This is a genomic window from Streptomyces sp. NPDC046716 (genome assembly GCF_040645755.1).
In the GTDB taxonomy this organism is placed as follows: domain Bacteria; phylum Actinomycetota; class Actinomycetes; order Streptomycetales; family Streptomycetaceae; genus Streptomyces.
The window spans coordinates 1-25,251 of record NZ_JBEYYU010000095.1 but is presented as its reverse complement, the minus strand read 5'-3'; the positions used below and the strand labels follow the sequence as shown (position 1 = coordinate 25,251).

The window sequence follows — 25,251 nt, the reverse complement described above, 5'->3', positions numbered from 1 at the left end:
CCCCGATCTTCGACCTCGTCGACTACGGCGTCGTCGGCGACCTCTTCGACGTCGTGCCCGCCCTGACCGAAGAGGTCAAGACCCGCAAGGGCTGACCGACTTCCCGCGGATCCGTACGGCGTCGCGCCCGGGTGCTCACAGCTCCTGGGCGCGGCGCCGCACGGCGTAGTAGCCGGCCGCGCCCACCGAACCGGCGATGAGCGCTCCGCCCAGCGCGAGTTGCAGCGTGCTCCACTGCCCGAGGGAGCCGCCGTCACCGGCGTGCACTCCGTGCAGCTGTGTGCCGCCCTCCCCCGACACGGTGAGGGTCTGCCGGGCCACCGTGCCGCTCTCGCAGGTCACGGAGACCGGGTAGGTGCCCGGGCGGGCGCCCGCGGGCACCTCGAAGGTGCCGCTGACCCCCTTCTCGTACTCGGCCTGGCGCAGCGTGAACTCACCCGCTCCGACACTGTCCGCGTCGCCGGTCGCGGAGGAGTCGACGTCGCACGCGGTGGTGCTGACCAGCACGCTCGTGCCGGGTCGCGCGTCCGCCGGATCGAGGACCAGGCCCGTCGCCGTCCCGGTCCCGGTGGCGGGCGCCGAGGGCGGTGCGGTCCACGTGGGCGCGTCGCTCCATCCGTCGTCCCCGTCGGACGGGCTCGCGGCGCACACGGGCGCCCCGAGCAGGAGCAGGGCTGCGGTGGCGGTCGACAGGGGCACGGTGCGACGCATGCGGTTCCTCTCGGGCGCGGCCGGCGGGCGGCCACAGGTGCGGTCAGGTCCGCGACCGAGCAAACCGCGCGACCGGGCCCGCCGCCCGCCGGGGCGTCGAGTCGGGTGAGCGACGGCGCACGTGCGGGTGACCACCGGGGGCCGCCCGGTGGTCACCCGCCCGAGAAATCCCCCGCCCGTGTCCCGCGGCGTCGCGCGCCGCCCGCCGCTACACGTACCCCCTGGTCCGGTGGGCCTGGTGCGCCTCGACGAGCTTGACCCTGGCCGCCTCCAGGCGGTGGGCCATCACCTCGGCGACGCCGTGCAGCAGGGCCACGCCGAGCGCCGGTTCGATGTCGCACAGGGCGCGCACGGTGGAACCGTCGAATTCATAGGCGCGCACCGGGCTGAACGCCTCGGCGCCGAAGTCCCATTCATAGGGCGGGAAGAGCCAGGACCAGCCGAGGAGATCCCCCGGTCCGAGCGGGTCGATGGGCAGCCGGGCCCGGTCGGAGACGCGCGCGTCGAGCGTGACTGTTCCGGTCCTGATGATCCAGAAGCAGTCGGCGCGGTCCCCTTCCTCGAAGATCCGGGTGTCCTGGGGGAAGGACACCTCTCGGGCGAGAGGCATCAGCCGGTCGCGATAGGCGCGCGGCAGTCGGTTCAGCAGTCGTGTCCGGTCCGTCATGGCGGAACACCTCCACCGTCGGGTCCATCCAGCGTACGTACGTCCCGCGCGTACCGGGTCGTCGAAGTGGGCGGCGGCCGGATGGCGGTAACGGATCGCGAGCGGTCGGTCACGCACCTACGTTGCCCGCATGGTGATCTTCATCCGATCTCGGTCCCTGGTCAGCAGGGCGTTCCTGACGTCGGGCGTGTGCGCGGCGCTCGTCGCGGGGGCCGCCGCCGGTCCCGCGCGGGGCGCCTCCGGGCCGCCCGCGGTGCCCTCCCCGTCGGCGCTGTCCTGGGAGGTCATGGACGCGCGGACCGGGACCGTGCTGGCCGCCGGGGCGCCGCACCGCAGGCTGCCGCCGGCCAGCACGCTCAAGACGCTGTTCGCGTTGACGGTGCTGCCGCACCTGCGCCAGGACGCGGTGCACCGCGCCTCGTCGGCGGATCTGGCGGAGGTCGCCGAGGGCAGCAGCGAGGTGGGGGTCGCCGAGGGGCACCGGTACACCGTCGCTGATCTGTGGCGCGGGGTGTTCCTCAGCTCCGGCAACGACGCCGTGCACACGCTGGCCCGACTGAACGGCGGCCTGGCGCACACGCTGGACCAGATGCAGGCCACCGCCCGCCGGATCGGCGCCCGCGACACCCAGGTGCGCTCCCCCGACGGGTTCGACACCCCGGGTCAGTACTCCAGCGCCCACGACCTGGCGCTCATCGCGCGCGAGGGGTTCAAGAACCCGGACTTCCGCCGGTACATGGGCACGAAGTGGGCCCGCTTCCCGGCGTCCGGGGGCCCGGACGCGTACGAGATCCAGAACACCAACCGGCTGCTGGTCGGCTCGCACGGCGTGGAGCCCTACCCGGGCCTCATCGGCGTCAAGAACGGCTACACGACGCAGGCCGGCACCACGCTGGTCTCGGCCGCCACCCAGGGGCGCCGCACGATCCTGGTGACCGTGATGAACCCTCAGGACGGGGACTTCAACGCGGTGTACGAGGAGAGCCGCGCGCTGCTCGACTGGGGGTTCGCCACCCCGGCCCCGCAACCGCCGAAGCAGCAGGCCGGTCCCCTGCGGGCCGCCGCCCCCGCGACCGCGCCGACCCGGCAGGAGCCGGAGGAGGCACCCGGTCTCACCCGCCACCTCGGCGCGGCCGCCGCCCTGCTCGTCCTCACCTGTGTGCCCCTGATCCTCCGCCGCCGCCTGCGCGCCCGCCGCACACGCCCGTAGGAGGACACAGGTACTAGTCGTGCGGCGCCTGCCCGCTGACCCGGTGGTCGGCGTGGCTGACCGCCTCCGTCACCAGGCGCCGCAGGTGACCGTCGGTCAGCCGGTAGTGCATGTGGCGGCCTTCGCGGCGGGTCTCGACGAGACCGGCGAGCCGCAGCTTCGCCAGGTGCTGGCTGACCGCGGTGCGGGACGCGGCGACGCGCTCGGCGAGCGAGCCCACGTCCAGTTCCTCCCGGGCGAGCAGCCACAGCACGTGCAGCCGGGTCGCGTCCGACAGCAGGGCGAACACCCGTGTGGCCTCGGCGAGGCGGGCGGCGTCCGGCTCGTGCAGATGCGCACCTGCCGCAGGTGGGATGGGTTCGCTGTCAGCCATGGGGCCAGCCTAGAGCCGGACCGGCCGGAGTGGTTGACCACGGTGCGAGGGGGGCGCCATAGTCGTCATGTGCGCAGGTGCGCACATGACGACCACGGATTGCCCCCGGGAGTCACGCCCTCATGCCCAGCTCCGTCCTGCGCGACCCCGTCTACCGCCGCCTCTTCACCGCCCAGGTCGTCGCCCTCGTCGGCACCGGCCTGGCCACCGTCGCGCTCGGGCTGCTCGCGTACGACCTCGCGGGAGCCGACGCGGGCGCCGTGCTCGGCACCGCGCTCGCGATCAAGATGACGGCGTACGTGGTGATCGCCCCGCTCGTCGGCGCGTTCGCCGACCGGCTGCCGCGCCGCGCCCTGCTGGTGGGCGCCGATCTGCTGCGGGCCTCCGTCGCGGTGGCGCTGCCCTTCGTCGACCAGGTGTGGCAGGTGTACGTCCTGGTCTTCGTGCTGCAGTCCGCGTCGGCGGCGTTCACTCCCGCCTTCCAGGCCGTGATCCCCGACGTACTGCCCGAAGAGCGCGCCTACACGCGGGCGTTGTCGCTGGCCCGGCTCGCCTACGACCTGGAGAGTCTGTTCAGCCCCGCACTCGCCGCCGCCCTGCTGACGGTGGTCGGCTACCACCGGCTGTTCACCGGCACGCTGCTCGGGTTCCTCGCCTCCGCCGCGCTCGTGGCGTCCACCACGCTGCCCCGCGCCACGGCCGCCGCGCCCCGCACGGGCGGCGCGTACGCGAAGGCCACCGCCGGTACCCGGCTGTTCCTCGCGGTGCCGCAACTGCGGGCGCTGCTCGCGCTGAACATCGCCGTGGCGGCGGCGAGCGCGCTGGTGACCGTCCAGTCCGTCTTCTACGTACGGGACTTCCTCGGTCTCGGCGCCGGCGCCGTGCCGCTGGCACTGGGTGCCTACGGGGCCGGGTCGATGGCCGTGGCGCTGGCTCTGCCCCGGATCCTGGAGCGGAGCGGGGACCGGCCCGTGATGCTGCGCGGCGGGCTGCTCCTGGCCGTCGTCTTCGCGGCGACCGGGGCGATCACGGCGGCTGGGAGCGGGAGTTGGCGGCTGCCCGCGCTGCTGGCGGCCTGGTGCGCGTTCGGCGCGGGCTGCTCGATGGTTCTGACGCCGGCGGGGCGGCTGGTGCGCGGGGCCGCGCCGGACCGGGAGCGTACGGCGGTGTTCGCGGCGCAGTTCTCCCTGTCCCACGCCTGCTGGCTGCTCACGTATCCGCTGGCCGGCTGGGTGGGCGCGGCGGCCGGACCGGGGGTGGCGGTGGCGGTCCTCGGGGCCGTGGCGGCCGGCGCCGCGCTGACGGCGACGCGGCTGTGGCCGGCGCGGGTGCCTGCGCGGCCCGCCGACGCCCCCGCGCACGTCACAGGCGCGGTACGGGTCCCGAGCGGTCGGCGGCACGGCCGTCCGCGTCCCGGCGTCCGGCCCTCAGCAGATAGCTCACCTTGACCCGCAGCACCCAGGGGTCGACGGGCTTCACCAGCAGGTCGGCGACGCCCAGTTCGATCGCGGTCTGCGCGAGGGCGCTGCTGCCGATCCCGGTCACGAGAACGATGGGGATGTCCCGGGTCTGGTCGAGGCGGAGCAGATAGTCGGCCACCTCCAGGCCGGTGATGCCGGGCATCCGCACGTCGAGCAGGATCACGCCGATGCCGCCGCGCAGCGCGATCCTCAGGGCGTCGTCGCCGTTGTCCGCGCACACGACGGGGACACCGAGCGGGGCGAGCGCCGCCTCCAGCACCCGCAGATTGGACTCACGGTCATCCACCAGGAGGACCTTCGCGGAGTCGATCATGAGTTCTCAACTGCCTCCGTGCTAGCACTCCTTGGACCGGCGTCCCGCGCCGCGGTTCGAGATTACGGCGCTGGGCCCGTGTCGTGCGACCGGTCCGCGCAGAGGGGTCCCGTGGTCCACGGCGTACCGTGTCCTGATCGTCACCTCGGGGGGCTCCGCAAAGATCGCCCGGCCGGGGTACGTTGCCGGGCTGCGGCCCCACCCGCCACCCGCCCGTCCCTCGTCCGCGGAGAGCAGGAACATGCAGGAACTCGACGTGCCCCGGCTGACGGAGCCGCCCGTGGCGGGCGGCCTCGCGGACTCGGTGTTCACCGCGGAGCGACGGACGCCGGACCGCGTCCAGTTCTCGCTCGCCGCGCCCGGCGGGCAGTGGGAGCCCGTCACCGCGCGCCGGTTCGCCCGTGAGGTCCTCGACGTGGCCGGGGGGCTGCTCGCGCAGGGGGTCGGCTTCGGCGACCGGGTGGCCGTCATGTCGCGCACCCGGTACGAATGGACGCTCGCCGCCTACGCGTTGTGGTCGATCGGCGCCGTGGTCGTGCCCATCTATCCGACGTCCTCCACCGAGCAGGTCCGCGACATCCTCCGCGACACCGACGCGATCGGCTGCTTCGTCGAGAACGAGAGCCACGCCATGACCGTGGCCGCCGCGCACGGACCGCACAACCCGCTGACCCGGCTGTGGCAGATGGACGAGGGTGCCCTCGACGCGCTGCGGGCCGAGGGCGCCGCCGTCGATCCGGCCTACGTCCACCGGCTCCGCTCGACCGTGCGGCCCGAGCACACCGCGCTGATCTGCTACACGTCCGGGACGACGGGCCGCCCGAAGGGCTGCGTCCTCACCCACGCCAACATGATCGCCGAGTGCGACACCCTGTCGACGGGATGGGGCTGTCTGCTGGCCGCGCCCGGCGAGGAGGCGTCGCTCGTGGCGTTCCTGCCGCTGGCGCACTGCTACGGCCTGGTCGTGGTGGTCAGTTCGGTGCGGTTCGGCGTCAACGTCGCCTTCCAGCCGGACCCTTCGCCGCAGGCGCTGCTGCCGACGCTGGCCGCGTTCCGCCCCACGTTCCTGTACGCCGTGCCGTACATCTTCGAACGCCTCTTCCGCGCGGCCCGCCTGAAGGCACGTCAGAACGGGCGCAGCGCCCTCTTCGAGCGGGCCGTGAGGTCCGCGGTGCGCTACGCGGCCGCCGAGCAGCGCGGGAAGGCGGGGCAGGGCAGCGGTCCCGGTCCCCGGCTCAGGCTCCGGCACGCGCTCTACGACCGGCTCGTGTACGCCCGGGTGCGGGCGGTGCTCGGCGGCCGGGTGCGCAACGCCGTCTCCGGCGGGTCGCCGCTCGCCCGCGAACTCGGGCTGTTCCTCGCGGGCTGCGGGATCACCGTCTACGACGGATACGGGCTGACCGAGACCGCCGCGGCCGTCACCGCCCAGCCGGTGGGCGCGGTGCGGCACGGGACCGTGGGCAGACCGCTGCCCGGCAACGCGGTGCGCATCGCCGCCGACGACGAGATCCTGGTCCGCGGGGACGTGGTCTTCGCCGGCTACTACAACGATCCGCGGGCGACCGAAGCGGTGCTGCGCGACGGCTGGTTCAGCACCGGCGATCTCGGCCGGCTCGATCCGGACGGCTATCTCGTCATCACCGGACGCAAGAAGGACATCATCATCACCAGCGGCGGCAAGAGCATCTCCCCGCTGCTGCTGGAGGAGGAGCTGCGCGCCCATCCGCTGATCTCGGGTTGTCTGGTCGTCGGCGACAACCGCCCGTACGTGGCGGCCCTGATCACCCTCGACGAGGAGTCCGTGGCGGGCTGGCTCGCGCTCAAGGGGCGCGACCCGCAGGAGCCCGCCGCGCTGGTGACCGACGAGGAACTGCTCGGCCATGTCAGGCGAGCGGTCTCCCGGGCCAACTCCCGCGTCTCGCGCGCCGAGTCCATCCGTACGTTCCGGGTGCTGCCGCACGAATTCGGCTCGCGCGAGGGCCTGTTGACCCCGTCGCTGAAGATCCGGAGATCGGCGGTGATCCAGCGGTACGCGCTCGAGATCGACGAGCTGTACGGGACCCGGCCGAGCCGCCGCGGCCTCTGAACACCCGGCGAGGATGACCGGAGTTCACCTTGTGTGTGCGCCGGTCCTTGCTCACCCTGGGCACCGCAACAGCGCCGCAGGGCCCTCCCGGCCGCGCCCGTCGAGCCCGGGGAGGACCGTTGACCTCGCCTTCGCACCTGTTCCGCAGCAGACTGCTGCGCCGCCCACGCCCCGAGGACCCCAAGGTCTCCACGGCCGAGCAGGAGTTGTTCGGCGGGCCGCTGCGCTACGACACCGGCTGGGCCTCGCACCAGAACGCCTTCCTCGACCTGTCGCTCCTCACCGCCCTGCGGGCCATGCCCCGGCTGGTCCTCGGCACCCTGCGCCGGGCCTGGCACGCCGACCGGGGCGCGCTGCTCGCCGTCGGCGTCAGTGAGATCGGCCAGGGGATCGCCGCCGCGGTGAACCTGCTCGTCCTGAACTCCGTGATGCACACCCTGCTCGCCGACGGCTCGGCGGCCGGGCGGGTGCGGGAGGCGCTGCCGGCCCTGCTCGTCGGCGCGGCGGTCGCCACCGTGAACGCCCTGCTCGCCACCTGGTCGACGTCCGGGGCGGGTCGGCTCGAACCGCTGGTGGAACGGGTGGCGACCACCGAATACCTCGACGCCGCCCAGGCGGTGGAGCTGGAGGCCATCGAGGATCCGGCGTTCCGGCGCCTGCTCGACGTGGCCTTCTACGGTGCGGCGTCCGCCCGGCGCATGATCTCGGCGTGCGTCGCCGCGCTCAACGGGGTCATCTCGCTCGTCGCCACCGCGTCCATCCTCAGCGTGCTGCACTGGGCTTTGCTGCCGATGCTGCTGCTGATCGTCGCGCCGCGCGGCTGGGGTGCGATGCGGGTGGCGCAGGAGCGGTACGTGTCGGTGCTGAACTGGGTCGAGCACGTGCGCGCGAGCCGGCTGATCGGCACCCTGCTGACCGAGCGGAGCGCCGCCCAGGAGGTGCGGCTGCACGCGGTCGGTCCCGCGCTCCTGGAGCGCTATCGCGACATGGCGGAGAGCGCCGAGAGCGAGCAGCGGCGGCTGGCGAACGACAAGGCGGGCACCGAGCTGGTCGCCACCGCGCTGTCGGGGGTCGCGCTGGCGGCCACGTACGGGGTGATGTTCTGGCTGATCACGACGGGCGCGATGAGCCTGGCGATCGCCGGGACGGCGGTGGTCGCCGTGCGCAGCGGGTCGGCGAGCCTCGGCACGCTGGTGATGAACGTCAACCAGCTGCACGAGGAGTCGCTGTACGTCCAGGACCACGAGAAGTTCCTCGCGGAGGCCGCCCGTCGGACCATTCCCACCGGGGGTGCGGCGCTGCCGGAGCGGATCGACGCGGTGGTCCTCGACAGGATCAGCTACCGCTATCCGGACCGGGACGAACCGGCCCTGGACGAGGTGTCGCTGACGGTTCCGATGGGATCGGTGACCGCGGTCGTCGGGGAGAACGGCAGTGGCAAGTCGACCCTGATGAAGATCATCAGCGGACTTCTCGTCCCGCACGACGGGACGGTCCACTGGGGCGGCAGACCGCTCTCCGGGCTCGACCGGGCGCTGGTCTTCGAGCGGGTCAGCCAGCTCACCCAGGACTTCCAGCGCTGGCCGATGACGGCCGCGATGAACATCCGCATCGGGCGGCCCCAGCAGGACGCGTCCGCCGAGGAGCTGGAGCCGTCGGCGCGGTACGCGGGCGCGACGTCGGTGATCGCGCGGTTGCCGGGCGGCATGGGGACCCTCCTCGCCCGCATGTTCCGCGGGGCGAGCGAGCTGTCCGGCGGGGAGTGGCAGAAGTTCGGCCTGGCGCGCACCCATTGGCGCGACCGGACGGGCCCGGCGGACGGTGTGCTCATCGTGGACGAGCCGACGTCCGCGCTCGACCCGGAGGCGGAGATCGAGGCGTTCGACCGGTTGCGGGGTCTGGCGGGCCCCACGCGCGCGGTCGTCCTGGTCACCCATCGGATGTCCGGGGTGCGTTGGGCGGACACCATCCATGTGCTGAGCCGGGGCCGCATCGTGGAGTCCGGCAGCCATGCCGAACTCCTCGCGGCCGGCGGGCGGTACGCCACGATGTTCCGCACCCAGGCGGCCCAGTACGGCCACGACGGCAGCCACATGCCCCGCCCCGCGCAGCCTCCCGCCACGGCGTAGGGACCGCCTCCGCTTCCCGGCCATTTGTCCGACGGCTCCGGGACGGGTGTGTGGGGCGTAGATCACACGTGTGCCCGTCCGCGTGTCCGTTTCCCGCCGGAGGTTCACTCCTCCACCATCCGCCCCACGCGCATCCCGTGCGGCCGACCGCCGCGCTGAGCACGGTGTGACCGCGGAGAACGCCCGTGACGAGCGGGAATCGCAGGGTGCGGATTCCGCCAGAGATCACTTCCGGGTCCGTTTGACCGACATCATGGTTGTCCAACTCCCGTACGCTGACGGGGGGTTGTCTCGCAGCTCAGGTGGGGGTATGCCAGGGGCACCGCCACAACACCGCGCCCCCACCCATGCGAGGAGGCCATGCCCGCCTACCACGACACCGACGCCGTCTTCGGCATGAGAACGCCGCACCCCGAGGACCCACGGGTCGTCGAGCTGTGGGGCGAACTCGACATCCTCGCGGCCCATCACCTGACGGGCCGCCTCCAGGACCTGTCCCCCGGGCAGGGCGGCACGCTCGTCGCCGACCTGCGCGCCGTCACGTTCCTGGACTGCAGTGGCCTGTCGATGCTCGTGCGCCTCCAGGAACGACTGCGCGCACGGCAGGCGAGGCTGATCCTGGTCCTCACCGACCCGTTCCTGCTGCGCGTGATCCGGCTCGCCGGTCTCGCGGACGCCCTGCGGGTCGCCGCGGACCTCGACTCGGCCCTCGCATGGCCGACCCGGGACGTACCCGCCTGAGGTGCCGCGTCCGCCGGGAGCGCAGGGCTCCCGGCGGACGCGGCGCCCCGACCCGGTCAGCCGCCCCCGCGCGGCGCCGCCGGCGGCGCCGTGAGACCCGCCGCGACGAAGGCGACCACGGTCGCGGTGCGCGGGAAGGAGGCGGCTTCCGCGGGCATCTTCGCCAGGGGCCGCCCGTAGGTCTCCATGACGACGCTGAAGGCGAGCCGGCAGCGTTCGGTGACCTCCTGCGGTGCCAGCAGCGGCAGCGCCCGCCCGACCATCACCTCGAAGGGAGCGGGGACGAACAGGCTGGAGGCGTTGGGCAGTTGCCCGGTGGGCAGCGCCGAGCGCGCCAGCAGATGACACAGCACCCGGCCGTCGCGGGTGGCGACGAGATCGGCGAAGGGCTCGACCAGGGCGGCGGCCATCTCCCCCACGTCGGGCCCGGCCTCCCCGGCGTCCTTGAGGAACCGCATCCGGTCGGTCCACAGCGGCCGCAGCTCGCGCTCCAGCAGGGCCGTGACCAGTCCCTCGCGCGAGCCGAAGTGATAGTGCACGGCCCCCGGGTTCAGCGCCGCCTCCGCGTTGATCGCGCGCAGGGAGACCTGGTCGGCCCCCTTCTCCAGGAAGAGTCGCTTCGCCGCGTCGAGCAGTCGCTCGCGCGTCGGGGTGTCCGGGTGCGTCATGCCCACCATTCCACCACGTCAGCCCGCCTTCCGATCATCGTCCAATCAGTGATTGAATGGTGATTGGAACAAACCGGTCGTGAACGGTGCGGCCGGGTGAGAGGAGTCCGTCATGGGCACGTACGTGATCACTGGGTCCGCTTCCGGGATGGGGGCCGCGGCCGCGGCCCGGATGCGCACGGCCGGACACCGGGTGATCGGTGTCGATCTGCGCGACGCCGATGTCGTCGCCGACCTGGGCGGCGAGGAGGGCCGTGCGCACGCGGTCCGGGAGATCCTGGCGCTGAGCGGCGGCACGCTGGACGGCGTGGCCGCGGTCGCGGGCGTCGGGCCGAGCGTGAAGAGCGCCGCCGCCGTCGTCTCGATCGACTACTTCGGACCCGTCGCGCTCCTGGACGCGCTGCGCCCCGCCCTGGAGCGGTCCGGCGCGGGCCGCGCGGTCGTGATCAGCTCGAACTCGGCGAGCACCGTCCCCGTCATCGACGACGAGCTGGTGGAGCTGCTACTGGCCGGCGACGAGGAGAAGGCCCGGGAGCGCGCGGCGGCCGCACAGAGCGCACTGCCCGCCGAGACCCTGGACAGCGCGCCGAGCATCGTCGCGTACGCCACCTCGAAGCTGGCGCTCGCCCGCTGGGTGCGGCGCACCGCCGTCACCCCGCGGTGGGCCCGCCGGGGCGTTCTGCTGAACGCGATCGCGCCGGGCGCCGTACTGACCCCGCTGATGACCGGCTCCACCGGCGTCTCCGACACACCGGACGCGGACGACTTCCCGACGCCGATGCCGCTCGGCGTCTTCGGGGAGGCCGCGGACATCGCCTTCTGGATCGAGCAGTTCCTGCGTCCGGAGGCCCGCTTCACCACCGGCTCGATCCTGTACGTCGACGGGGGCACGGATGCGGCGATGCGCGCCGACGCCCAGCCGTCGCCGATGCGCAGGTGAGCCGTCGCGGCAGCGCCAGGCCCGTTCGTGCACCGTCCGCCCGCACCCTTCGCCCGGGAGACCGTCATGACACAGCCCGCCCTGTTCGGCCCGGCCCGGCTCGGGCCGCTGACGCTGCGCAACCGCTTCCTCAAGGCCGCCACGTTCGAGGGGATGACGCGCGGGTCGCAGGTCTCCGACGAGCTGATCGCCTTCCACCGCCGGCACGCGGCCGGTGGGGTGGCGATGACCACGGTCGCGTACTGCGCGGTCGCTCCCGAGGGGCGGACCGAGCGCCATCAGATCTGGATGCGGCCCGAGTTGCTGCCCGGTCTGCGCCGTCTCACGGAGGCCGTGCACGCGGAGGGCGCCGCGGTCTCGGCGCAGATCGGGCACGCGGGTCCGGTGGCCGACCCGCGCTCGAACGGGCTGCCCGCCCTCGGCCCGTCCGCGCGCGTCGGGGCGCAGAGCCTGACCCGGATCAGGGCGGCGACCCGCGCCGACATCGCCCGGATCACCCGCGCCCACGCACAGGCGGCCCGGCTCGCCGTCGAGGCGGGCTTCGACGCGGTCGAGATCCATCTGGGGCACAACTACTTCGCCAGCGCCTTCCTCAGCCCGCGGCTCAACCGGCGCGACGACGCGTACGGCGGGGACCTGGAGGGCCGCGCCCGGGTCGCCCGTGAGACGGCGCGGGCGGTGCGCGACGCCGTCGGCGACCGCATCGCCGTCCTCGCCAAGCTCAACATGGACGACGGTGTCCCCGGCGGGCTGTGGCTGGACGAGAGCGTCCGGGTGGCCCGCCTGCTGGAGGCCGACGGCAGCCTGGACGCCCTCGAACTCACCGCGGGCAGTTCGCTGCTGAACCCGATGTACCTGTTCCGCGGCGAGGCGCCGCTGCGGGAGTTCGCGGCGGCCATGCGCAACCCGGCGGTGCGGCTGGGGGTGCGCGCGGTCGGCGGCCGGTTCCTGCGCACCTACCCGTACGAGGAGGCGTATCTCCTCGACAGCGCACGCCAGTTCAGGGCCGCGCTGGATCTTCCGCTGGTGCTCCTGGGCGGCATCACCCGGCGCGAGACCGCGGAGCGCGCGCTGGCGGAGGGCTTCTCGTTCGTGGCGATGGCCCGGGCGCTGCTGCGCGAGCCCGATCTGGTCCACCGGATGGAGCGGGAGCCCGGCGTCCGCTCCCTGTGCGTCCACTGCAACAAGTGCATGCCGACCATCTACAGCGGAACCCGCTGCGTGCTCGCGTCCGCTCCCTGAGCCCGCGGCCGGCTACGCGGTCGGGAGCCTGCGGCGCAGGGTGGCGGCGAACTCCTCGGCGCGGGCGAGCTGGGTGCGCAGATCGGCGACCCGGCGCTGCGCTGCCTCCTCGAAGTGCCGTACGCGGTCGAGGAGTTGTCCGTGTTCGGCGTCGGGCAGCCGTTCGCCGCCGTCGAGGCGGTCGGTCGCGGCCAGCAGGTCGCGCATCTCGTCGAGGGTGAAGCCGAGCGGTTTCATCCGGCGGATGACCATGAGGCGGGCCACGTCGGACTCGGTGTAGAGGCGGAAGCCGCCCTGGGAGCGGGCCGAGGGGATGACGAGGCCGGTCTCCTCGTAGTGCCGGATCGTGCGCAGCGACAGCTCGGTCCGTGCGGCGACCTCGCCGATCTGCATGTGCTCGCCGCTCACGCGCCCGCTCTCCTCGTCCTGTGCGCCGCCCCGTCGGGTGCGGAGGCGGCTTCGATCTCTACCGTAACGTTAGGGTAGAGTTCCCGGGGTGCCGGGGACCGTCGTGTCACTCCGCACCCCTATGGTGCGGGATCACCGCCCCGCACCGTTCCACCGGGGCCGATGACGCCTCCGGGACCGATTCGATGCCTGCGGGAGAGAGCGAGCGAATGATCATGCTGTCGCCCGCCGTCGTCTGCCCGCCGTGACGCTTCGCCCCTGACCGCGGCGGCGTCGCCGCGCACGGTCCATCGCTCCCCCACCGTCTTCGCCCGCACCGGCAGCCGTCCCCCGGCGCCGTCGGGCCGCGCGGCCGACCGGCCCGGTCCGCCCGCCTCCTTCCAGCACGCCCCGGGATGCCGGGCGCGCCCGATCACGACAGGTACCCGCCTTTGTCCGCTCCTGCCCTCTCCCCCGTCTCGCGGCTGCGCGGCCTGCGGCCCGACTGGATCCGTGACCCCAAGGTGTGGCGCACCGAGGTGCTCGCCGGTCTGGTCGTCGCGCTCGCCCTGATCCCCGAGGCGATCTCGTTCTCGATCATCGCCGGGGTGGATCCCCGGATCGGGCTGTTCGCCGCGTTCACCATGGCGGTGACGATCTCCGTCGTGGGCGGGCGGCGCGCCATGATCTCCGCGGCGACCGGCGCCGTCGCCCTGGTCATCGCACCCCTCAACCGCGAGCACGGCCTCGGCCACCTCGTCGCCTGCGTCATCCTGGCGGGTGTCTTCCAGGTCGCCCTCGGCGCGCTCGGCGTCGCGAAGCTGATGCGGTTCGTGCCGCGCTCGGTGATGGTCGGCTTCGTCAACGCGCTGGCCGTCCTGATCTTCGTGGCCCAGGTGCCGGAGATGACCGACGTGCCCTGGCCGGTCTATCCGCTGATCGTCGCGGGCCTGGTCCTGATGGTGCTCTTCCCGAAGGTCACCAAGGTGGTCCCGGCGCCGCTGGTGTCCATCGTCATCCTGACCGTCGTCACGGTGGCGGCCGGGATCGCGGTGCCGACGGTGGGCGACAAGGGCGAGCTGCCCTCCGCGCTTCCGGTGCCGGGCCTGCCCGACGTGCCGTTCACCCTGGACACCCTGACGACCATCGCCCCGTACGCGCTCGCCATGGCGCTCGTGGGTCTGATGGAGTCGCTGATGACCGCCCAGCTGGTCGACGACATCACGGACACCCGCTCCAACAAGACCCGCGAATCGATCGGCCAGGGCATCGCCAACATCGTCACCGGGTTCTTCGGCGGCATGGGCGGCTGCGCCATGATCGGCCAGACCATGATCAACGTAAAGGTGTCGGGGGCCCGCACCCGGCTGTCCACGTTCCTGGCGGGCTCGTTCCTGATGGTGCTGTGCATCGTCTTCGGGCCGGTCGTCTCGGACATCCCGATGGCCGCGCTGGTCGCGGTGATGGTGATGGTGTCGTTCGCGACGTTCGACTGGCACTCCATCGCCCCCAGGACGCTGCGGCGGATGCCCGCGGGTGAGATCGCGGTCATGGTGATCACGGTCGCGGTCGTGGTCGCCACCTCCAACCTCGCCATCGGCGTCGTCGTCGGCTCGGTCACGGCGATGGTGGTCTTCGCCCGGCGCGTGGCCCATGTCGCCGAGGTCACCGCGGTCGTGGACCCCGACGGCGGCCAGGTCGTCTACCGGGTCACGGGCGAGCTGTTCTTCGCCTCCTCCAACGACCTGGTCACCCAATTCCGGTACGCGACGGACCCGGACAGGGTCGTGATCGACCTGTCCGGGACCCACATCTGGGACGCCTCGTCCGTCGCCGCGCTCGACGCGATCGAGACCAAGTACGCGCAGCGCGGCAAGCAGGTCGAGATCATCGGGCTCAACGCGCCGAGCGCCCGGCTGCACGAGAGGCTCAGCGGCGAACTGACCGCGGGACACTGACCGGTCGCGGACCCGGTCCACCGCTCGCCGCCCTCAGGAGCTCTCGGAAGCTCTCGGAGGTGGTGCTCAGTAGTAGCCCTTGGCGCCGTCGAGGAGTTCGCGCACGATGTCCGCGTGTCCCGCGTGCCGTCCGGTCTCCTCGACGAGGTGGATGAGCATCCAGCGGAGGTTGGCCTTGCCCGCGCGGTGACCGGGATGCCGGCCGACGTCGTCCAGGGAGGCCGCGGCCACGATCTCGTTGCTCCGGGCGCACTGGGCCTCGTACTCCGCGAGCAGGCCCGCCAGCGTGGCGCCGTCGGTGCGCCAGTCGGCGTCCTCCGCCTCCTCGTCGAAGGACGGGTTGGGTGCCTCGTCGCCACCGAGGAACATCACCTCGAGCCAGAGGTGCTCCACCCACCGCATATGGCTGATGAGCCCCGCCATCGTCATCGCCGGCGAGGACGGGACGACGCTGCGGTGCGCGTCCGCCTCGGTCAGGCCCTCGCACTTCCACCGCAGGATCTGCCGCTGAAGGTCCAGCCAGCCGATCAGTGCGGTGCGCTCGTCGGCCTGGAACGGGGGACGTTCGTGCGAAAAGGTCATAGCGGCGGACCGTAGCGCGTCCGCTTTCCCCCTGTCGCCGCGTTTTCGACGGCACCGGCGTCAGCGCTCCATTCCCGCACATACTCCCTAAGAGGGGAATGAGGCGTTGAAAACGTTGCACGGGCAATGCGGGATGTCAGTCAGAGAGCCAGTCCGACGTCGACGAGCAGGAGGGCGATCGACATGACTTCCGGCGATCCACAGAACCACTGGTGGGCGCGCGTGTTCGCTGCCAGGTGGGTCGAGAAGAGACCGTCGCCGCCGCGCAGGCGACCCGATCCGCTGCCCGAGCTCCGGGGCAGGATGCCGAGGATCCCCGCCCAGCGGGTCGAACCCCCGATCTGAGGCGCCGAGAGGCCGTGACCGGTTCCGCCGTGTGCTCGAGCAACCACGGCGGAACCGGTCCCGCGGCCAGGCGACCGAGACGCCCGGTGAGGCCGGCCCTCCAGAAGACGCCCTCGGCAAGACAGACCGTTCTCCCTTGCCGTTCGTTACCCTGGACGCATGAGCCAGAGCGCAAGAGGAAGAGGCCCGTCGGAGGCGCGAGCACGGCTGCTCTCCACGGCGACCAGGATCTTCTACGCGGAGGGGATCCACTCCGTCGGCGTCGACCGGATCATCGCGGAGGCGCAGGTCACCCGCGCCACGCTGTACCGCCACTTCACGGGCAAGGAAGACCTGGTCCTGTCCTACCTCGACCAGGCGGACCGGGAGCTGCGGGCCCAGGCCGAGGCCGCCCAGGCGGCCGAGGAATCGGCGGCCGACAAGATCCGCGCCCTGTGCGGGACCATCACCGCGGGCATCCGGTCCCCCGGCTTCCGGGGGTGCGCCTTCCTCAACGCGGCGGCGGAGTACCCCGATCCCGAACACCCGGTCCACCGAGCCGTCCTGGCCCACCGTCAGTGGTTCCAGGACACCGTCACGGACCTGCTGCGGCAGACCGGCGACACCCCCGCCGAGGCCGCCGGCCGCCATCTCGTCATGCTCCGCGACGGGGCGATGGCCTCCGGCTGCCTGTCCGACCCGAACCAGGTCTCCGAGACGTTCCTCGACGGCATCGAGGGCATCCTGCGGGCCCGCGGCGCGTGAGAACCGGCCGTCGGCGCATGCCGCCGACGGCCGGGCAGGCCCGGACGGTCAGTCGGTCCGGGCGCCGCGCTTCAGACGCAGGGCCGACACGAGGAAGAAGACGCCACCCGGAACGGCGTAGCCGATCGCGCTCGTGAGCGTGGGACGGTCGGCTCCGGCCGAGGCGAGGAAGGACGCACCGGCCAGCGCGGAGATGGCGCCACTGAGGATCATCGGCCACTGTCCGCCCATCGCGCGGCGGAAGACGGCGACGGCCAGTTGCACCAGGCCGGACACGATCGCCCAGGCTCCCCACACGCGCAGCACCGCCGGGATCCCGGACGCGCAGGCGACGGCCACGCCCACGGCCGCGAGAAGACTGACGGCCATGTTCACGTAGAGCAGCCCCGGCGATCCGGCGCTCCGTGACGAGCGTGCGTCGACGACGGCCGCCCCCACGTCGAACAGCGGATACAGCACGAGCAGCACGGCACCGGCCGGGCTGATCCGCTCCGCCATCGTGAACATCACGAGGGCCCAGACGACGGCGAACGCGAACCGGACGAAGTACAGGCGCCGCAGCGCCTCGGTCGCGGAGGCCGCCGAGGTGGTCGTTCCGGACGGAGCAGCAGTCGTACTCACGGTGATCCCTTTCGGTGGGGTGGGTGCGTGGGCGCGGGACGACGGACAGGGCGCCCGCGAGAAGAACCCGAGGAAGAACGATCGTTCTGTCTCACCAGAGTGGCAACGACGTTCCGCCTTGTCAAGACCGAACGTTCTCCCTCGCGCCAGGAGGTGATCACCACCCCTGCCGGATCGGCTAAGTTAGGCATACCTAATTCACAGGGGCCCGGCCGGCGGATCGCCCGGGCCCCCGGACATATGGAACGGGCACCGTTGATCGCGATACCGAAGCTCGCCGCCGTGCTGCCCGACCTCACTCCCTGGCGTTCCAGCAGGGACTTCCGGCTCCTGTGGGGACAGGGGCTGATCACGACGTTCGGCAGCTTCATGGCGCTGATCGCCCTGCCGCTCCAGATCAAGGACATGACGGACTCGCCCCTCGCCGTCGGGGCCATGGGGGCCGTCGAACTGGTGCCCCTGGTGGTGTTCGGGCTGTACGGCGGGGCGCTCGCGGACGCGGTGGACCGGGCCAGGGTCATCGTGCTGACCGAGGTCGGGCTGGGTCTGCTGGCAGGTGTTCTGCTGATCAACACGCTGCTGCCGGAGCCGCTTCTGTGGCCGCTGTACGTGGTGGCGGCCGGTGTCGCGGCGCTGGCGGGCCTCCAACGGCCCGCGATGGATTCGCTGCTGGCGCGGATCGTCCCGCACGACCAACTCGCCGCGGCCGCCGCCCTGAACGCGCTGCGCTGGCAGGCCGGCGCCATCGCCGGACCGGCGCTGGCGGGCCTGGTCGTGGCCTACGCGGGGAGCACGACGGCGTACGCCACCACGGTGGGCTGCTTCGTCGTGTCGGTGCTCATGTGCCGGCGGCTCTCCGCCGCGCCTCCTCGCGACAACGCCGCCAGGCCGTCGCTGCGGGGGATCGTGGAAGGGGCACGCTACGCGTGGTCGAAGCCGGTGCTGCTGGGCACCTACGCGGTGGACATGGCGGCGATGTTCTTCGCCTTCCCGAACACGATCTTCCCGTTCCTCGCGGACGAGTTGAACGCGAACTGGTCGCTGGGCCTCATGTACGCCGCCGGGTCCATCGGCTCCCTGGTCGTCAGTCTCACCAGCGGCTGGGTGTCCCGCACCCGACGGCACGGGCTGCTGGTGGTCTTCGGCGCGGGCGGCTGGGGTCTGGCCATCGCGGCCGCCGGATGGACGTCCCACGTCTGGCTGGTCCTGATCTGCCTGGGCCTCGCCGGAGCCGGTGACATGCTCAGCGGACTGGGCCGCTCGACCATCTGGAACCAGACCGTCCCCGACGAACTGCGCGGCAGACTCGCCGGTATCGAGGTCCTCTCCTACAGCGTCGGCCCCCAGCTCGGCCAGGTCCGCGCGGGCGCCATGGCCGGCTGGTCAGGCGTCCGGCCGGCCGTCTGGACCGGTGGCCTCGCCTGCGTCGTCTCGGTCGGCCTCCTCGCCGCCGCGCTGCCCAAGCTCCTCACCTACGACGCCCACACGGACGAGGACGCCCGACGCCGCGCCGCCCTGAGCGTCGAGCCCTCCGCGTAGGCGGCGGACGGGTTGACACAACCTCCAAGACCGGCGCCGCACACGCCCCACCCTTTGGTCGATGAGACAAGCATTAGCCAGGCTGCTAGGAGATTTCGCATGGCAGATGCAAGATAGGGGGCGTAGTTCGGGGCGCGGCTGCCGTCGCTCCGGCCAGGCCCGGAAGGCGAGGTCCCCCATGGTCATGCCCACCCTCGACGGCGACGCCGTCGGCTACGGACCGCTCACCTCCGCGCGCCCTGCCGCGCGCCGCCCCGACGAGCGCATCGCCCAGGTCATCGCCCGGTCCCTGGGCGAGGCGCGCACCGTCCTCAACGTCGGTGCGGGCACCGGTTCGTACGAGACCGCGGCGCACACCTTCACCGCGGTCGAGCCGTCGCCGGCCATGCGCGCCCGGCGTCCCGCACAGCTCGTGACCGCCATCGACGCCGTCGCCGAGGACCTGCCCTTCGCCGACGGGCAGTTCGACGCGTCGATGGCGCTCTTCAGCGTCCAGGACTGGTCGGACGCCGACGCCGGGCTGCGCGAGATGCGCCGGGTCACCCGCGGTCCCGTCACCGTGCTGACCTGCGACCCCGCGCGGGTGCGCGACTTCTGGCTCTACGAGTACGCGCCCGACGTCCTGGAGACCGAAGCCCGCCGCTACCCGTCCCTGGACCGGCTCGCCGGCGCGCTCGGCGGCGCCACCGACGTCCAGCCGGTCCCCGTGCCGCTGGACTGCACCGACAGTTTCAACGAGGCGTACTACGGCCGCCCCGAACTCCTCCTCGATCCCGCGGCCCGCCAGCCCTGCTCGGCCTGGAGCTTCCTCGACGACCGCGCCCGCCAGGACTTCGACTTCTCCCTGCGCCACGCCCTGGGCTCGGGCGCCTGGGACGAGGCCTTCGGCCACCTGCGCGGCCGGCCGTCCTACGACGGATCGCTCGTCCTCCTGCGTGCCCTCCCCTGACATCCGCGGCGACACACCTCGCAGAACGGAGGCAGCGGACACATGCCCGACTCCGGGCCCGGCGACGGCCGGACGGCAGCACCCCACCCACGGCCGAGGCGCGCGGACGCCGAGGGCAACCGCGCCCGCATCCTGGAGTTCGCGAGCGCCGCCTTCACCGGCTCCCCCGACGCGACCCTCCAGTCGATCGCGAAGGCCGCCGGTGTGGGCCAGGGAACCATTTACCGGCACTTCCCCAGCCGCGAGGCGCTGCTCCTCGCCGTCTACCGGGCCGACGTCGAGGCACTGGTCCAGGCCGCCCCGCGCCTCCTCGCCGAGCACGAACCCGTGGAGGCGCTGCGTCGGTGGTTCGGGCGGCTCGCCGCGTACGGCCGTGTCGAACAGGGGGCGTCCCGCGCCCTGGAGGCAGCCACCCGCGCCGATCTGGGAAGCCACTTCTACCCACCGGTCGCCGCCGCGCTCGGCCAACTGCTCGGCGCCTGCGACGCGGCCGGACGCTTGCGGCAGGGCGCCGATGCCGACGAGGTGCTGCTGCTCGTGTCGTTCCTGTGGAAGGTCGACGGCGGCCCCGACCGGCTCGATCGCACCGAGCGCATGCTCGGCATCGTCGTCGACGGGCTGTGCGGCGCCCCGGCACAGCCGTGACAGCGCCGCAGGTCGCCGCTCACTCGTACCGGTACTTCAGCGACTCCGCCTCCGTCCGCTCGATGTCGGCGATCGTCAGCTCCGGCATCCGCAGTTGGGCCAGCGTCACCTCGGCCGAGCTCGGCTGGGCGTCGGCGGGCAGCCACTGCTCGGGCTTCCACGCGCCGCTGCGCAGCAGCGACTTGGGGCAGTGCGGGTAGACCTCCTCGATCCCGATCACCAGCGCGCTGGCCGGCGGCTTGCCCACGGCGGTCAGCCGCGACAGCAGCTCCGGACGGGTGGAGACGACGGCCCGGCCGTTCACCCGCAGAGTGGTGGTCCGTCCGGGGACGAGGAACAGCAGACCGGCCCGGCCCGTGGCGATGACGTTCTGCAGGGTGTCAAGGCGCTTGTTGCCGGTGGCGTCCGGTACGGCCACCGTCCGCGAGTCCAGCACGGCGACGAACCCGGCGGGTCCGCCGCGCGGCGAGACGTCGCAGTTGCCCTCGGCGTCCGCGCTGGCGACCAGGACGAGCGACGCGCAGCCGATCAATCGCCGGGCCTGGTCGGTGAGTTCGGTCATCTGCTTGCGCACGGCCGCGGCGCCGGGGAGCGCGTAGGCCCGCCGCAGCGTCTCCTGATCGCGTACGGCGTCGAGGCGGAGCGAGTCGAAGGCACTGCCGGAGAGGGATCTTGTCATGCCTGCGACCCTAACGAGCGGCCCCCGCCCCGCCGATCGCGACCTGGACGGCGTCAGACGGTGAAGACGCGCTCGACGTCGTCGCGCCGCGTGTGCAGGTCCCAGTAGAGAGGGGCGATGTCCTCGGCGGGCGCCGCCGGTACTCCGGGCGGGCCGTCCGGGCCGACCCACGCGCCGATGGCGACGTGGGCGGCCTTGACGCCGGTGCCGGCGAGTTCCTTGTGGAGGCCGAGCACCCAGTTGCGCAGCGCGGCCTGGGCGGCGTTGAGGTTGCCGAGCATCGGTACGGGGTCGATCGAGCCGGCGCCGTTGGTGTAGAGCAGGGTGCCCGCGCCGGCCTCCCGCATGGCGGGCAGCACGGCCCGGGTGGCGGCGATGGCTCCGTGGAGCAGGAGGTCCATCGCCCACCGCACGTCGGACGGGGCGGTCGCGGACGGCGCGGTGAGCGGCGCGGACGCGAGGCTCCCGGCCGGTGAGTACTCCAGGACGTCGATGCCGCCGAAGCGGGTGGCGGCGTCCTCGACGGCCCGGGTGAGCGCCTCGTGGTCGAGTACGTCCGCGGGGAACGCGGCGGCGGACATGCCTTCGGCGTCGAGCCGGCCGGTCAGGTCGGCGAGCTTGTCGGGGTTGCGGGCTACGAGGGCGACGTCGAAGCCGCGGGAACCGAAGGTACGGGCGATGGCCAGGCCCATACCGGGGCCGGCTCCGACGATGGCGATGCTGGGCACAGTGAATCCTTCGCTGGGAGGGTCCGTCGGGGGGACAGGTGGCTAGTCGTCGACGAAATGGTTGTCGTGGGCTTCGTGCAGCCGGCCCAGGTCGCTCTCGTCCGCGGTGGCGAGCTCGGCGAAGTACTCCTCCCTGCGGACACCCGGTGCGAGGGCCATGAGGAGGGTGGCGGTCCCGGCATGCTCCTTCCGGAGCGCGTGGACGTCACCGGCCGCTGCGTGCGCCGTGTCGCCGGGCCGCAGAGTCCGCCAGGTCCGCCCGTCGAAGTAGTCGATCTCGCCCTCCTCGACGACGAAGGTCTCGCCGAACGTCGTGTGGAAGTGCGGGGAGGGTCCGCGGCTGGAGGGCGCCATGCGCCACCGGTAGAGGCTCACGAGTCCGCCGGTCTCGTCGGCACCGGCGAGGATCTCGATGGCCGATCCGCCGGCGCCCAGCCGGATCGTCCGTGTCCGTCGTGCTCGCCCGGGTTCCTCGAAACACCGGGCGAGCGGCTCCGTTTCGTTCATGACCCGAGTCTCCGGGCTTCGCCGTTCTGCTCGCGCTCGATTCGGCGGTGGCCTAACAATGGCGGGGTGATCCGCTACCGATTGGGCGCCGGTGCCGCACGTGTGCGGTGGGCGATGTCCCCGATCCACGAAGTGGTCAGTCTGGCGCAGCTCCTGACCGAGCAGCAGCGCCACCCGATGTTCCACTCGTGGCTGCGCCGTCGCCGCCCGCTCCCGCTCTCCGAACTGGAGGCGCTCACGGTCTTCATGGCCGACGGCGCGTACCGGCCCGACTTCCTCGACCCGTCGCCGCCGTCCAGCGAGCCGACGTTCGAGGAAGGGCTGGCCGCCCTCCTCTCCGCGCCCTCGGACCGGACGTACGCCGAACTGGTCGACGCGGCACGGGGGCGCGGGGCGGCCCTGGGACACCGCCTGCTCGACGACCCCGACCGGGCCAGGTCGGAGGCCGCCGACGCGCTGCGCCGCCTGTGGAAGGCGGTGGTCGAGCCGGAATGGCCCTCCATGCGGCAGGCGCTGCGCGCCGAGATGCTGGACCGGGCCATCCAGGTCAACCGCGAGGGGCTGCGCGCGGTCCTTCCGCGTCTGCACCCCTCAGCCGCGTGCGACGGCGACACCGTCTCCGTCGAGAAGGCGGTCGACATCGACGTGGACTGTCCCGACGGACTCATTCTCGTTCCGTCGCTGTTCATCACCGACCGGATGCAGTGCACCACTTCGGACCACTGGACCCCGGCGATCTACTACCCGGCGTCCGGGCGGTACCTGTGGGCGGCGCCGCCCACTCCCCGGTCCCTCGACCGCCTTCTCGGGGTGACCCGGTCGGGGATCCTGGCCGCACTGGCCACTCCGCTGCAGACGACCGTCGTGGCCAGGCTGATGGGCGTCACTCCCCCGACGGCCAGCGAGCACCTGACGATCCTGCGCGACGCGGGACTGATCGACAGCAGCCGGGCCGGTCGCACGACGACGCACGAACTCACCGAGGCCGGACGCGGCCTCCTGGACGCGGCCTCGCCGCGGCCGTGAGCGGCCGGCCGCCGGGGCGGTGTCCACCACCCCGGCGCGCCTCAGCCGACCAGCATCTTCAGCCGCTCGTGGCTGACCTCGGTGCGGGCCACGATCGCGGGGACCGCGATGCCGGGCAGCAGCAGGCGCCACATGCGCATGGCGCGGTCGCTGAGGTCGTCGCGGCCGCTGACCACATGGGAGAACATCTGCATACCGGTGCAGGCCTCCGTGACGAATTCACCCAGCTCGTCCGGGGAGACGCCGGCCTGCAGCTCATTGGCGCTCTGGGCGTCGCGCAGGCATTCCGCCATGACCTTCGCCCAGGACTGGTAGGGCGTGGCGTCGCGGGTTCCCATGGATGCCTGCTCCCCCGTCAGACGCACCGCGGCTCTCAGCAGCGGATCGACCTGGAGCATGTGTGACCACAGCAGGGTGATGTCGACCAGGCGCTGGAGTCCGTGCGACTCCAGCTGAGGGACGATCAGCTCCGGCTGCGCGTTCATGACCGCGTGCGCGAGGTCTTCCTTCGAATCGAAGTGGAAGTACAGCGCTCCCGTCGTCAGCCCGGCCCGCTTGAGGATCAGACTGATGCTCGCGCCCGCGTACCCGTACTCGTCGAAGGCTTCGGCCGCCGCCCGCAGGAGGGCCTTGCGCGTCTGCATCGCACGCTCTTGTTTCGGCTCCGCCACGATGCCTCTCACTTTCCGAAAAACGTAACGTTCTCTATGTTACGCGCCTGAGGTCAGGGCATCAACCCTCACCGCGCGACGTTTCCGTGGATATCACGCCTGGGCACGGGCAGACCCGCTCCCCGCCGGTCGAGGTTTACTACATCTTTCCTTCCCAAGAAACCGAACACTCTTTATGTTGTTGCCCTGCGGGGCGACCCAACCGGATCCACGGGTCGGCTCTGTCCGTTGTTCGTTCCGCACTCCCCAGGGGGAATCAGCATGCTCACCACCCTGCCCAGCACGTCACCGACGACGATCGACGACCGGCCGGTGTCCGCGGCCGAGGTGCACAAACTGGACGCGAACGAAGTTCTGCTCACCGACTGGCAGCACATCGGCCCCGATCACTTCGGCATCAGCGCACGCTGGCCCGCGCAGCACCGCTTCTACGCCGAGTCGGCGCACGGCCGGCGTGACGCGCTCATGCTCGTCGAGTGCGTGCGCCAGTCGATCCCGATGCTCTGCCACAGCGCCTACGACACGGCCTTCGGCTTCCGGCAGGCCTGGGAGGACCTGACCTTCACCGTCGAGCCCTCGATGCTCGGCAGAACCGGCACCGACCTCGAGATACAGCTCGACGTCAGATGCTCCGACGTCATACGCCGCGGCACCCGCGTCGGCGGCATGACCATGGACGTACGGGCGTCGTGGCAGGGCCGGCCCGCGGCGACCGTCCGCACCAGGTTCAACAACCAGTCGCCGACGGTCTACCAGCGGCTGCGCGGGGCCAACGGCGACCTGGCGACGGCCCACGCGGCCGCGCTCGCGCCGGGCCGCCCGGTCTCCCCCGAGCTCGTGGGCCGGCAGCGCGCCGCCGACGTGGTGCTGGCACCGGCGCCGGGGCACCCCCCGTACTCCTGGTATCTGAGGAACGACCTCGACCACCCGATCCTCTTCGACCACCCGGTCGACCACTCCCCCGGCATGCTGCTGCTCGAAGCGGCCCGGCAGGCGGCGCTGGCGCGGTGCTCCCACACCGCGACGGTGGTCGGCATGACGAGCCGCTTCATCCGCTACGCCGAGTTCGACGTGCCGTGCCTCGTCAGCACCGCGCCACTGCCCGTGGCGGACGGCGCGGACGGTGCGCAGACGGTCCAGGTCTCCCTGTCGCAGAACGACCGGGTGGTGTTCACCGCCGACGTGACCACCGCCCGCGTGTAGCCCGCCGCGTGGGGAACGGGGTGGTGGCCGGATCCACGGGTCCGGCCGAAGGCTCCGGCGACGCGTCCGACAGTGCGGACGCCGAGAAGGAGACCGGTGGCCCGGA

General features: G+C 72.5%; 27 protein-coding genes. 14 read left to right on the top strand and 13 right to left on the bottom strand.

What is annotated here, in order from left to right; all coding sequences use genetic code 11:
* Positions 1-135: 135 nt before the first annotated feature.
* Both ABZ930_RS39115 and ABZ930_RS39110 read right to left on the bottom strand, forming a co-directional pair.
* A complete protein-coding gene (locus tag ABZ930_RS39115; RefSeq protein ID WP_361559548.1) occupies positions 136-711 on the bottom strand; it encodes a hypothetical protein in 576 nt (191 codons plus the stop codon).
* Positions 712-919: 208 nt separating this feature from the next.
* Positions 920-1,378: a cyclic nucleotide-binding domain-containing protein gene (locus ABZ930_RS39110; RefSeq protein WP_361559545.1), complete on the bottom strand. Its 459-nt coding sequence runs from the start codon at positions 1,376-1,378 to the stop codon at positions 920-922.
* 130 nt (positions 1,379-1,508) lie between these two features.
* Between ABZ930_RS39110 and ABZ930_RS39105 the strand changes: the two genes are divergently transcribed.
* On the top strand, positions 1,509-2,588 hold the full coding sequence (locus ABZ930_RS39105; protein ID WP_361559542.1) for a serine hydrolase: 1,080 nt from the start codon (positions 1,509-1,511) through the stop codon (positions 2,586-2,588).
* A gap of 13 nt (positions 2,589-2,601) precedes the next feature.
* Here ABZ930_RS39105 and ABZ930_RS39100 read toward each other — a convergent pair whose 3' ends face one another.
* Positions 2,602-2,961 (bottom strand): metalloregulator ArsR/SmtB family transcription factor, encoded by a 360-nt coding sequence (locus ABZ930_RS39100; RefSeq protein WP_361559540.1) that lies wholly within the window; start codon positions 2,959-2,961, stop codon positions 2,602-2,604.
* A gap of 122 nt (positions 2,962-3,083) precedes the next feature.
* Between ABZ930_RS39100 and ABZ930_RS39095 the strand changes: the two genes are divergently transcribed.
* On the top strand, positions 3,084-4,409 hold the full coding sequence (locus ABZ930_RS39095; protein WP_361559537.1) for an MFS transporter: 1,326 nt from the start codon (positions 3,084-3,086) through the stop codon (positions 4,407-4,409).
* On the opposite strand, the gene ABZ930_RS39090 is transcribed toward ABZ930_RS39095, so the two are convergent.
* Positions 4,324-4,755: a response regulator gene (locus tag ABZ930_RS39090; RefSeq protein WP_361559534.1), complete on the bottom strand. Its 432-nt coding sequence runs from the start codon at positions 4,753-4,755 to the stop codon at positions 4,324-4,326. The genes ABZ930_RS39095 and ABZ930_RS39090 overlap by 86 nt on opposite strands.
* A gap of 241 nt (positions 4,756-4,996) precedes the next feature.
* Between ABZ930_RS39090 and ABZ930_RS39085 the strand changes: the two genes are divergently transcribed.
* From ABZ930_RS39085 to ABZ930_RS39075, 3 genes are all read left to right on the top strand, one after another.
* A complete protein-coding gene (locus ABZ930_RS39085) occupies positions 4,997-6,841 on the top strand; it encodes an AMP-dependent synthetase/ligase (RefSeq protein WP_361559531.1) in 1,845 nt (614 codons plus the stop codon).
* A gap of 119 nt (positions 6,842-6,960) precedes the next feature.
* A complete protein-coding gene (locus ABZ930_RS39080; RefSeq protein ID WP_361559529.1) occupies positions 6,961-8,970 on the top strand; it encodes an ABC transporter ATP-binding protein in 2,010 nt (669 codons plus the stop codon).
* A 360-nt stretch (positions 8,971-9,330) separates the two neighbouring features.
* Entirely contained in the window at positions 9,331-9,711 is a 381-nt protein-coding gene (locus tag ABZ930_RS39075; protein ID WP_361559526.1) for an STAS domain-containing protein, read from the top strand.
* 56 nt (positions 9,712-9,767) lie between these two features.
* Here ABZ930_RS39075 and ABZ930_RS39070 read toward each other — a convergent pair whose 3' ends face one another.
* Complete coding sequence (locus ABZ930_RS39070) at positions 9,768-10,379, bottom strand: helix-turn-helix domain-containing protein (RefSeq protein WP_361559523.1); 612 nt, start codon at positions 10,377-10,379, stop codon at positions 9,768-9,770.
* Between the two features lie 112 nt (positions 10,380-10,491).
* On the opposite strand from ABZ930_RS39070, the gene ABZ930_RS39065 reads away from it, so the two are divergent.
* Together ABZ930_RS39065 and ABZ930_RS39060 are read left to right on the top strand one after the other, a co-directional pair.
* Positions 10,492-11,319, top strand: coding sequence for an SDR family oxidoreductase (locus ABZ930_RS39065; protein WP_361559520.1), 828 nt, complete (start codon positions 10,492-10,494; stop codon positions 11,317-11,319).
* Positions 11,320-11,385: 66 nt separating this feature from the next.
* Entirely contained in the window at positions 11,386-12,561 is a 1,176-nt protein-coding gene (locus ABZ930_RS39060; protein WP_361559517.1) for an NADH:flavin oxidoreductase, read from the top strand.
* Positions 12,562-12,573: 12 nt separating this feature from the next.
* Here ABZ930_RS39060 and ABZ930_RS39055 read toward each other — a convergent pair whose 3' ends face one another.
* Positions 12,574-12,969: a MerR family transcriptional regulator gene (locus tag ABZ930_RS39055; RefSeq protein ID WP_361559514.1), complete on the bottom strand. Its 396-nt coding sequence runs from the start codon at positions 12,967-12,969 to the stop codon at positions 12,574-12,576.
* Between the two features lie 431 nt (positions 12,970-13,400).
* Here ABZ930_RS39055 and ABZ930_RS39050 point away from each other — a divergent pair, with 431 nt between their 5' ends.
* Entirely contained in the window at positions 13,401-14,906 is a 1,506-nt protein-coding gene (locus ABZ930_RS39050) for a SulP family inorganic anion transporter (RefSeq protein ID WP_361559511.1), read from the top strand.
* 66 nt (positions 14,907-14,972) lie between these two features.
* Here the strand turns inward: ABZ930_RS39050 and ABZ930_RS39045 are convergent, their stop codons facing one another.
* Positions 14,973-15,488: a DinB family protein gene (locus ABZ930_RS39045; protein WP_361559508.1), complete on the bottom strand. Its 516-nt coding sequence runs from the start codon at positions 15,486-15,488 to the stop codon at positions 14,973-14,975.
* Positions 15,489-15,628: 140 nt separating this feature from the next.
* Complete coding sequence (locus tag ABZ930_RS39040; protein WP_361559505.1) at positions 15,629-15,880, bottom strand: hypothetical protein; 252 nt, start codon at positions 15,878-15,880, stop codon at positions 15,629-15,631.
* 112 nt (positions 15,881-15,992) lie between these two features.
* Between ABZ930_RS39040 and ABZ930_RS39035 the strand changes: the two genes are divergently transcribed.
* Positions 15,993-16,577, top strand: a complete 585-nt coding sequence (locus tag ABZ930_RS39035; protein WP_361559502.1) for a TetR/AcrR family transcriptional regulator — start codon at positions 15,993-15,995, stop codon at positions 16,575-16,577.
* Between the two features lie 48 nt (positions 16,578-16,625).
* Here the strand turns inward: ABZ930_RS39035 and ABZ930_RS39030 are convergent, their stop codons facing one another.
* Positions 16,626-17,198 (bottom strand): hypothetical protein, encoded by a 573-nt coding sequence (locus tag ABZ930_RS39030; protein ID WP_361559499.1) that lies wholly within the window; start codon positions 17,196-17,198, stop codon positions 16,626-16,628.
* A gap of 264 nt (positions 17,199-17,462) precedes the next feature.
* On the opposite strand from ABZ930_RS39030, the gene ABZ930_RS39025 reads away from it, so the two are divergent.
* From ABZ930_RS39025 to ABZ930_RS39015, 3 genes are all read left to right on the top strand, one after another.
* Positions 17,463-18,737 (top strand): MFS transporter, encoded by a 1,275-nt coding sequence (locus ABZ930_RS39025; RefSeq protein ID WP_361559551.1) that lies wholly within the window; start codon positions 17,463-17,465, stop codon positions 18,735-18,737.
* Positions 18,738-18,915: 178 nt separating this feature from the next.
* Positions 18,916-19,686, top strand: a complete 771-nt coding sequence (locus ABZ930_RS39020; protein WP_361559496.1) for a class I SAM-dependent methyltransferase — start codon at positions 18,916-18,918, stop codon at positions 19,684-19,686.
* 42 nt (positions 19,687-19,728) lie between these two features.
* Entirely contained in the window at positions 19,729-20,331 is a 603-nt protein-coding gene (locus ABZ930_RS39015) for a TetR/AcrR family transcriptional regulator (protein ID WP_361559493.1), read from the top strand.
* 19 nt (positions 20,332-20,350) lie between these two features.
* On the opposite strand, the gene ABZ930_RS39010 is transcribed toward ABZ930_RS39015, so the two are convergent.
* The 3 genes from ABZ930_RS39010 to ABZ930_RS39000 are packed head-to-tail and all read right to left on the bottom strand — an operon-like array spanning position 20,351 to position 22,245.
* Entirely contained in the window at positions 20,351-21,010 is a 660-nt protein-coding gene (locus ABZ930_RS39010; RefSeq protein WP_361559490.1) for an MSMEG_1061 family FMN-dependent PPOX-type flavoprotein, read from the bottom strand.
* Positions 21,011-21,063: 53 nt separating this feature from the next.
* Positions 21,064-21,738 carry an SDR family oxidoreductase gene (locus tag ABZ930_RS39005; protein ID WP_361559487.1) on the bottom strand — a complete coding sequence of 225 codons (675 nt, stop codon included), beginning with the start codon at positions 21,736-21,738 and terminating at the stop codon, positions 21,064-21,066.
* Between the two features lie 42 nt (positions 21,739-21,780).
* A complete protein-coding gene (locus ABZ930_RS39000) occupies positions 21,781-22,245 on the bottom strand; it encodes a cupin domain-containing protein (protein WP_361559484.1) in 465 nt (154 codons plus the stop codon).
* Between the two features lie 66 nt (positions 22,246-22,311).
* Here ABZ930_RS39000 and ABZ930_RS38995 point away from each other — a divergent pair, with 66 nt between their 5' ends.
* Entirely contained in the window at positions 22,312-23,271 is a 960-nt protein-coding gene (locus tag ABZ930_RS38995; protein ID WP_361559481.1) for a DUF5937 family protein, read from the top strand.
* Positions 23,272-23,312: 41 nt separating this feature from the next.
* Here ABZ930_RS38995 and ABZ930_RS38990 read toward each other — a convergent pair whose 3' ends face one another.
* Positions 23,313-23,915, bottom strand: coding sequence for a ScbR family autoregulator-binding transcription factor (locus ABZ930_RS38990; RefSeq protein WP_361559478.1), 603 nt, complete (start codon positions 23,913-23,915; stop codon positions 23,313-23,315).
* 288 nt (positions 23,916-24,203) lie between these two features.
* Between ABZ930_RS38990 and ABZ930_RS38985 the strand changes: the two genes are divergently transcribed.
* Entirely contained in the window at positions 24,204-25,145 is a 942-nt protein-coding gene (locus ABZ930_RS38985) for a ScbA/BarX family gamma-butyrolactone biosynthesis protein (RefSeq protein ID WP_361559475.1), read from the top strand.
* Positions 25,146-25,251: the final 106 nt, after the last annotated feature.

Bases quoted from the DNA above. Each gene is read 5' to 3' on its own strand.
- ABZ930_RS39115 (WP_361559548.1), bottom strand. From the start codon at position 711: ATGCGTCGCACCGTGCCCCTGTCGACCGCCACCGCAGCCCTGCTCCTG.
- ABZ930_RS39110 (WP_361559545.1), bottom strand. From the start codon at position 1,378: ATGACGGACCGGACACGACTGCTGAACCGACTGCCGCGCGCCTATCGC.
- ABZ930_RS39105 (WP_361559542.1), top strand. From the start codon at position 1,509: ATGGTGATCTTCATCCGATCTCGGTCCCTGGTCAGCAGGGCGTTCCTG.
- ABZ930_RS39100 (WP_361559540.1), bottom strand. From the start codon at position 2,961: ATGGCTGACAGCGAACCCATCCCACCTGCGGCAGGTGCGCATCTGCAC.
- ABZ930_RS39095 (WP_361559537.1), top strand. From the start codon at position 3,084: ATGCCCAGCTCCGTCCTGCGCGACCCCGTCTACCGCCGCCTCTTCACC.
- ABZ930_RS39090 (WP_361559534.1), bottom strand. From the start codon at position 4,755: ATGATCGACTCCGCGAAGGTCCTCCTGGTGGATGACCGTGAGTCCAAT.
- ABZ930_RS39085 (WP_361559531.1), top strand. From the start codon at position 4,997: ATGCAGGAACTCGACGTGCCCCGGCTGACGGAGCCGCCCGTGGCGGGC.
- ABZ930_RS39075 (WP_361559526.1), top strand. From the start codon at position 9,331: ATGCCCGCCTACCACGACACCGACGCCGTCTTCGGCATGAGAACGCCG.
- ABZ930_RS39070 (WP_361559523.1), bottom strand. From the start codon at position 10,379: ATGACGCACCCGGACACCCCGACGCGCGAGCGACTGCTCGACGCGGCG.
- ABZ930_RS39065 (WP_361559520.1), top strand. From the start codon at position 10,492: ATGGGCACGTACGTGATCACTGGGTCCGCTTCCGGGATGGGGGCCGCG.
- ABZ930_RS39060 (WP_361559517.1), top strand. From the start codon at position 11,386: ATGACACAGCCCGCCCTGTTCGGCCCGGCCCGGCTCGGGCCGCTGACG.
- ABZ930_RS39045 (WP_361559508.1), bottom strand. From the start codon at position 15,488: ATGACCTTTTCGCACGAACGTCCCCCGTTCCAGGCCGACGAGCGCACC.
- ABZ930_RS39035 (WP_361559502.1), top strand. From the start codon at position 15,993: ATGAGCCAGAGCGCAAGAGGAAGAGGCCCGTCGGAGGCGCGAGCACGG.
- ABZ930_RS39020 (WP_361559496.1), top strand. From the start codon at position 18,916: ATGGTCATGCCCACCCTCGACGGCGACGCCGTCGGCTACGGACCGCTC.
- ABZ930_RS39015 (WP_361559493.1), top strand. From the start codon at position 19,729: ATGCCCGACTCCGGGCCCGGCGACGGCCGGACGGCAGCACCCCACCCA.
- ABZ930_RS39010 (WP_361559490.1), bottom strand. From the start codon at position 21,010: ATGACAAGATCCCTCTCCGGCAGTGCCTTCGACTCGCTCCGCCTCGAC.
- ABZ930_RS39000 (WP_361559484.1), bottom strand. From the start codon at position 22,245: ATGAACGAAACGGAGCCGCTCGCCCGGTGTTTCGAGGAACCCGGGCGA.
- ABZ930_RS38990 (WP_361559478.1), bottom strand. From the start codon at position 23,915: ATGCAGACGCGCAAGGCCCTCCTGCGGGCGGCGGCCGAAGCCTTCGAC.
- ABZ930_RS38985 (WP_361559475.1), top strand. From the start codon at position 24,204: ATGCTCACCACCCTGCCCAGCACGTCACCGACGACGATCGACGACCGG.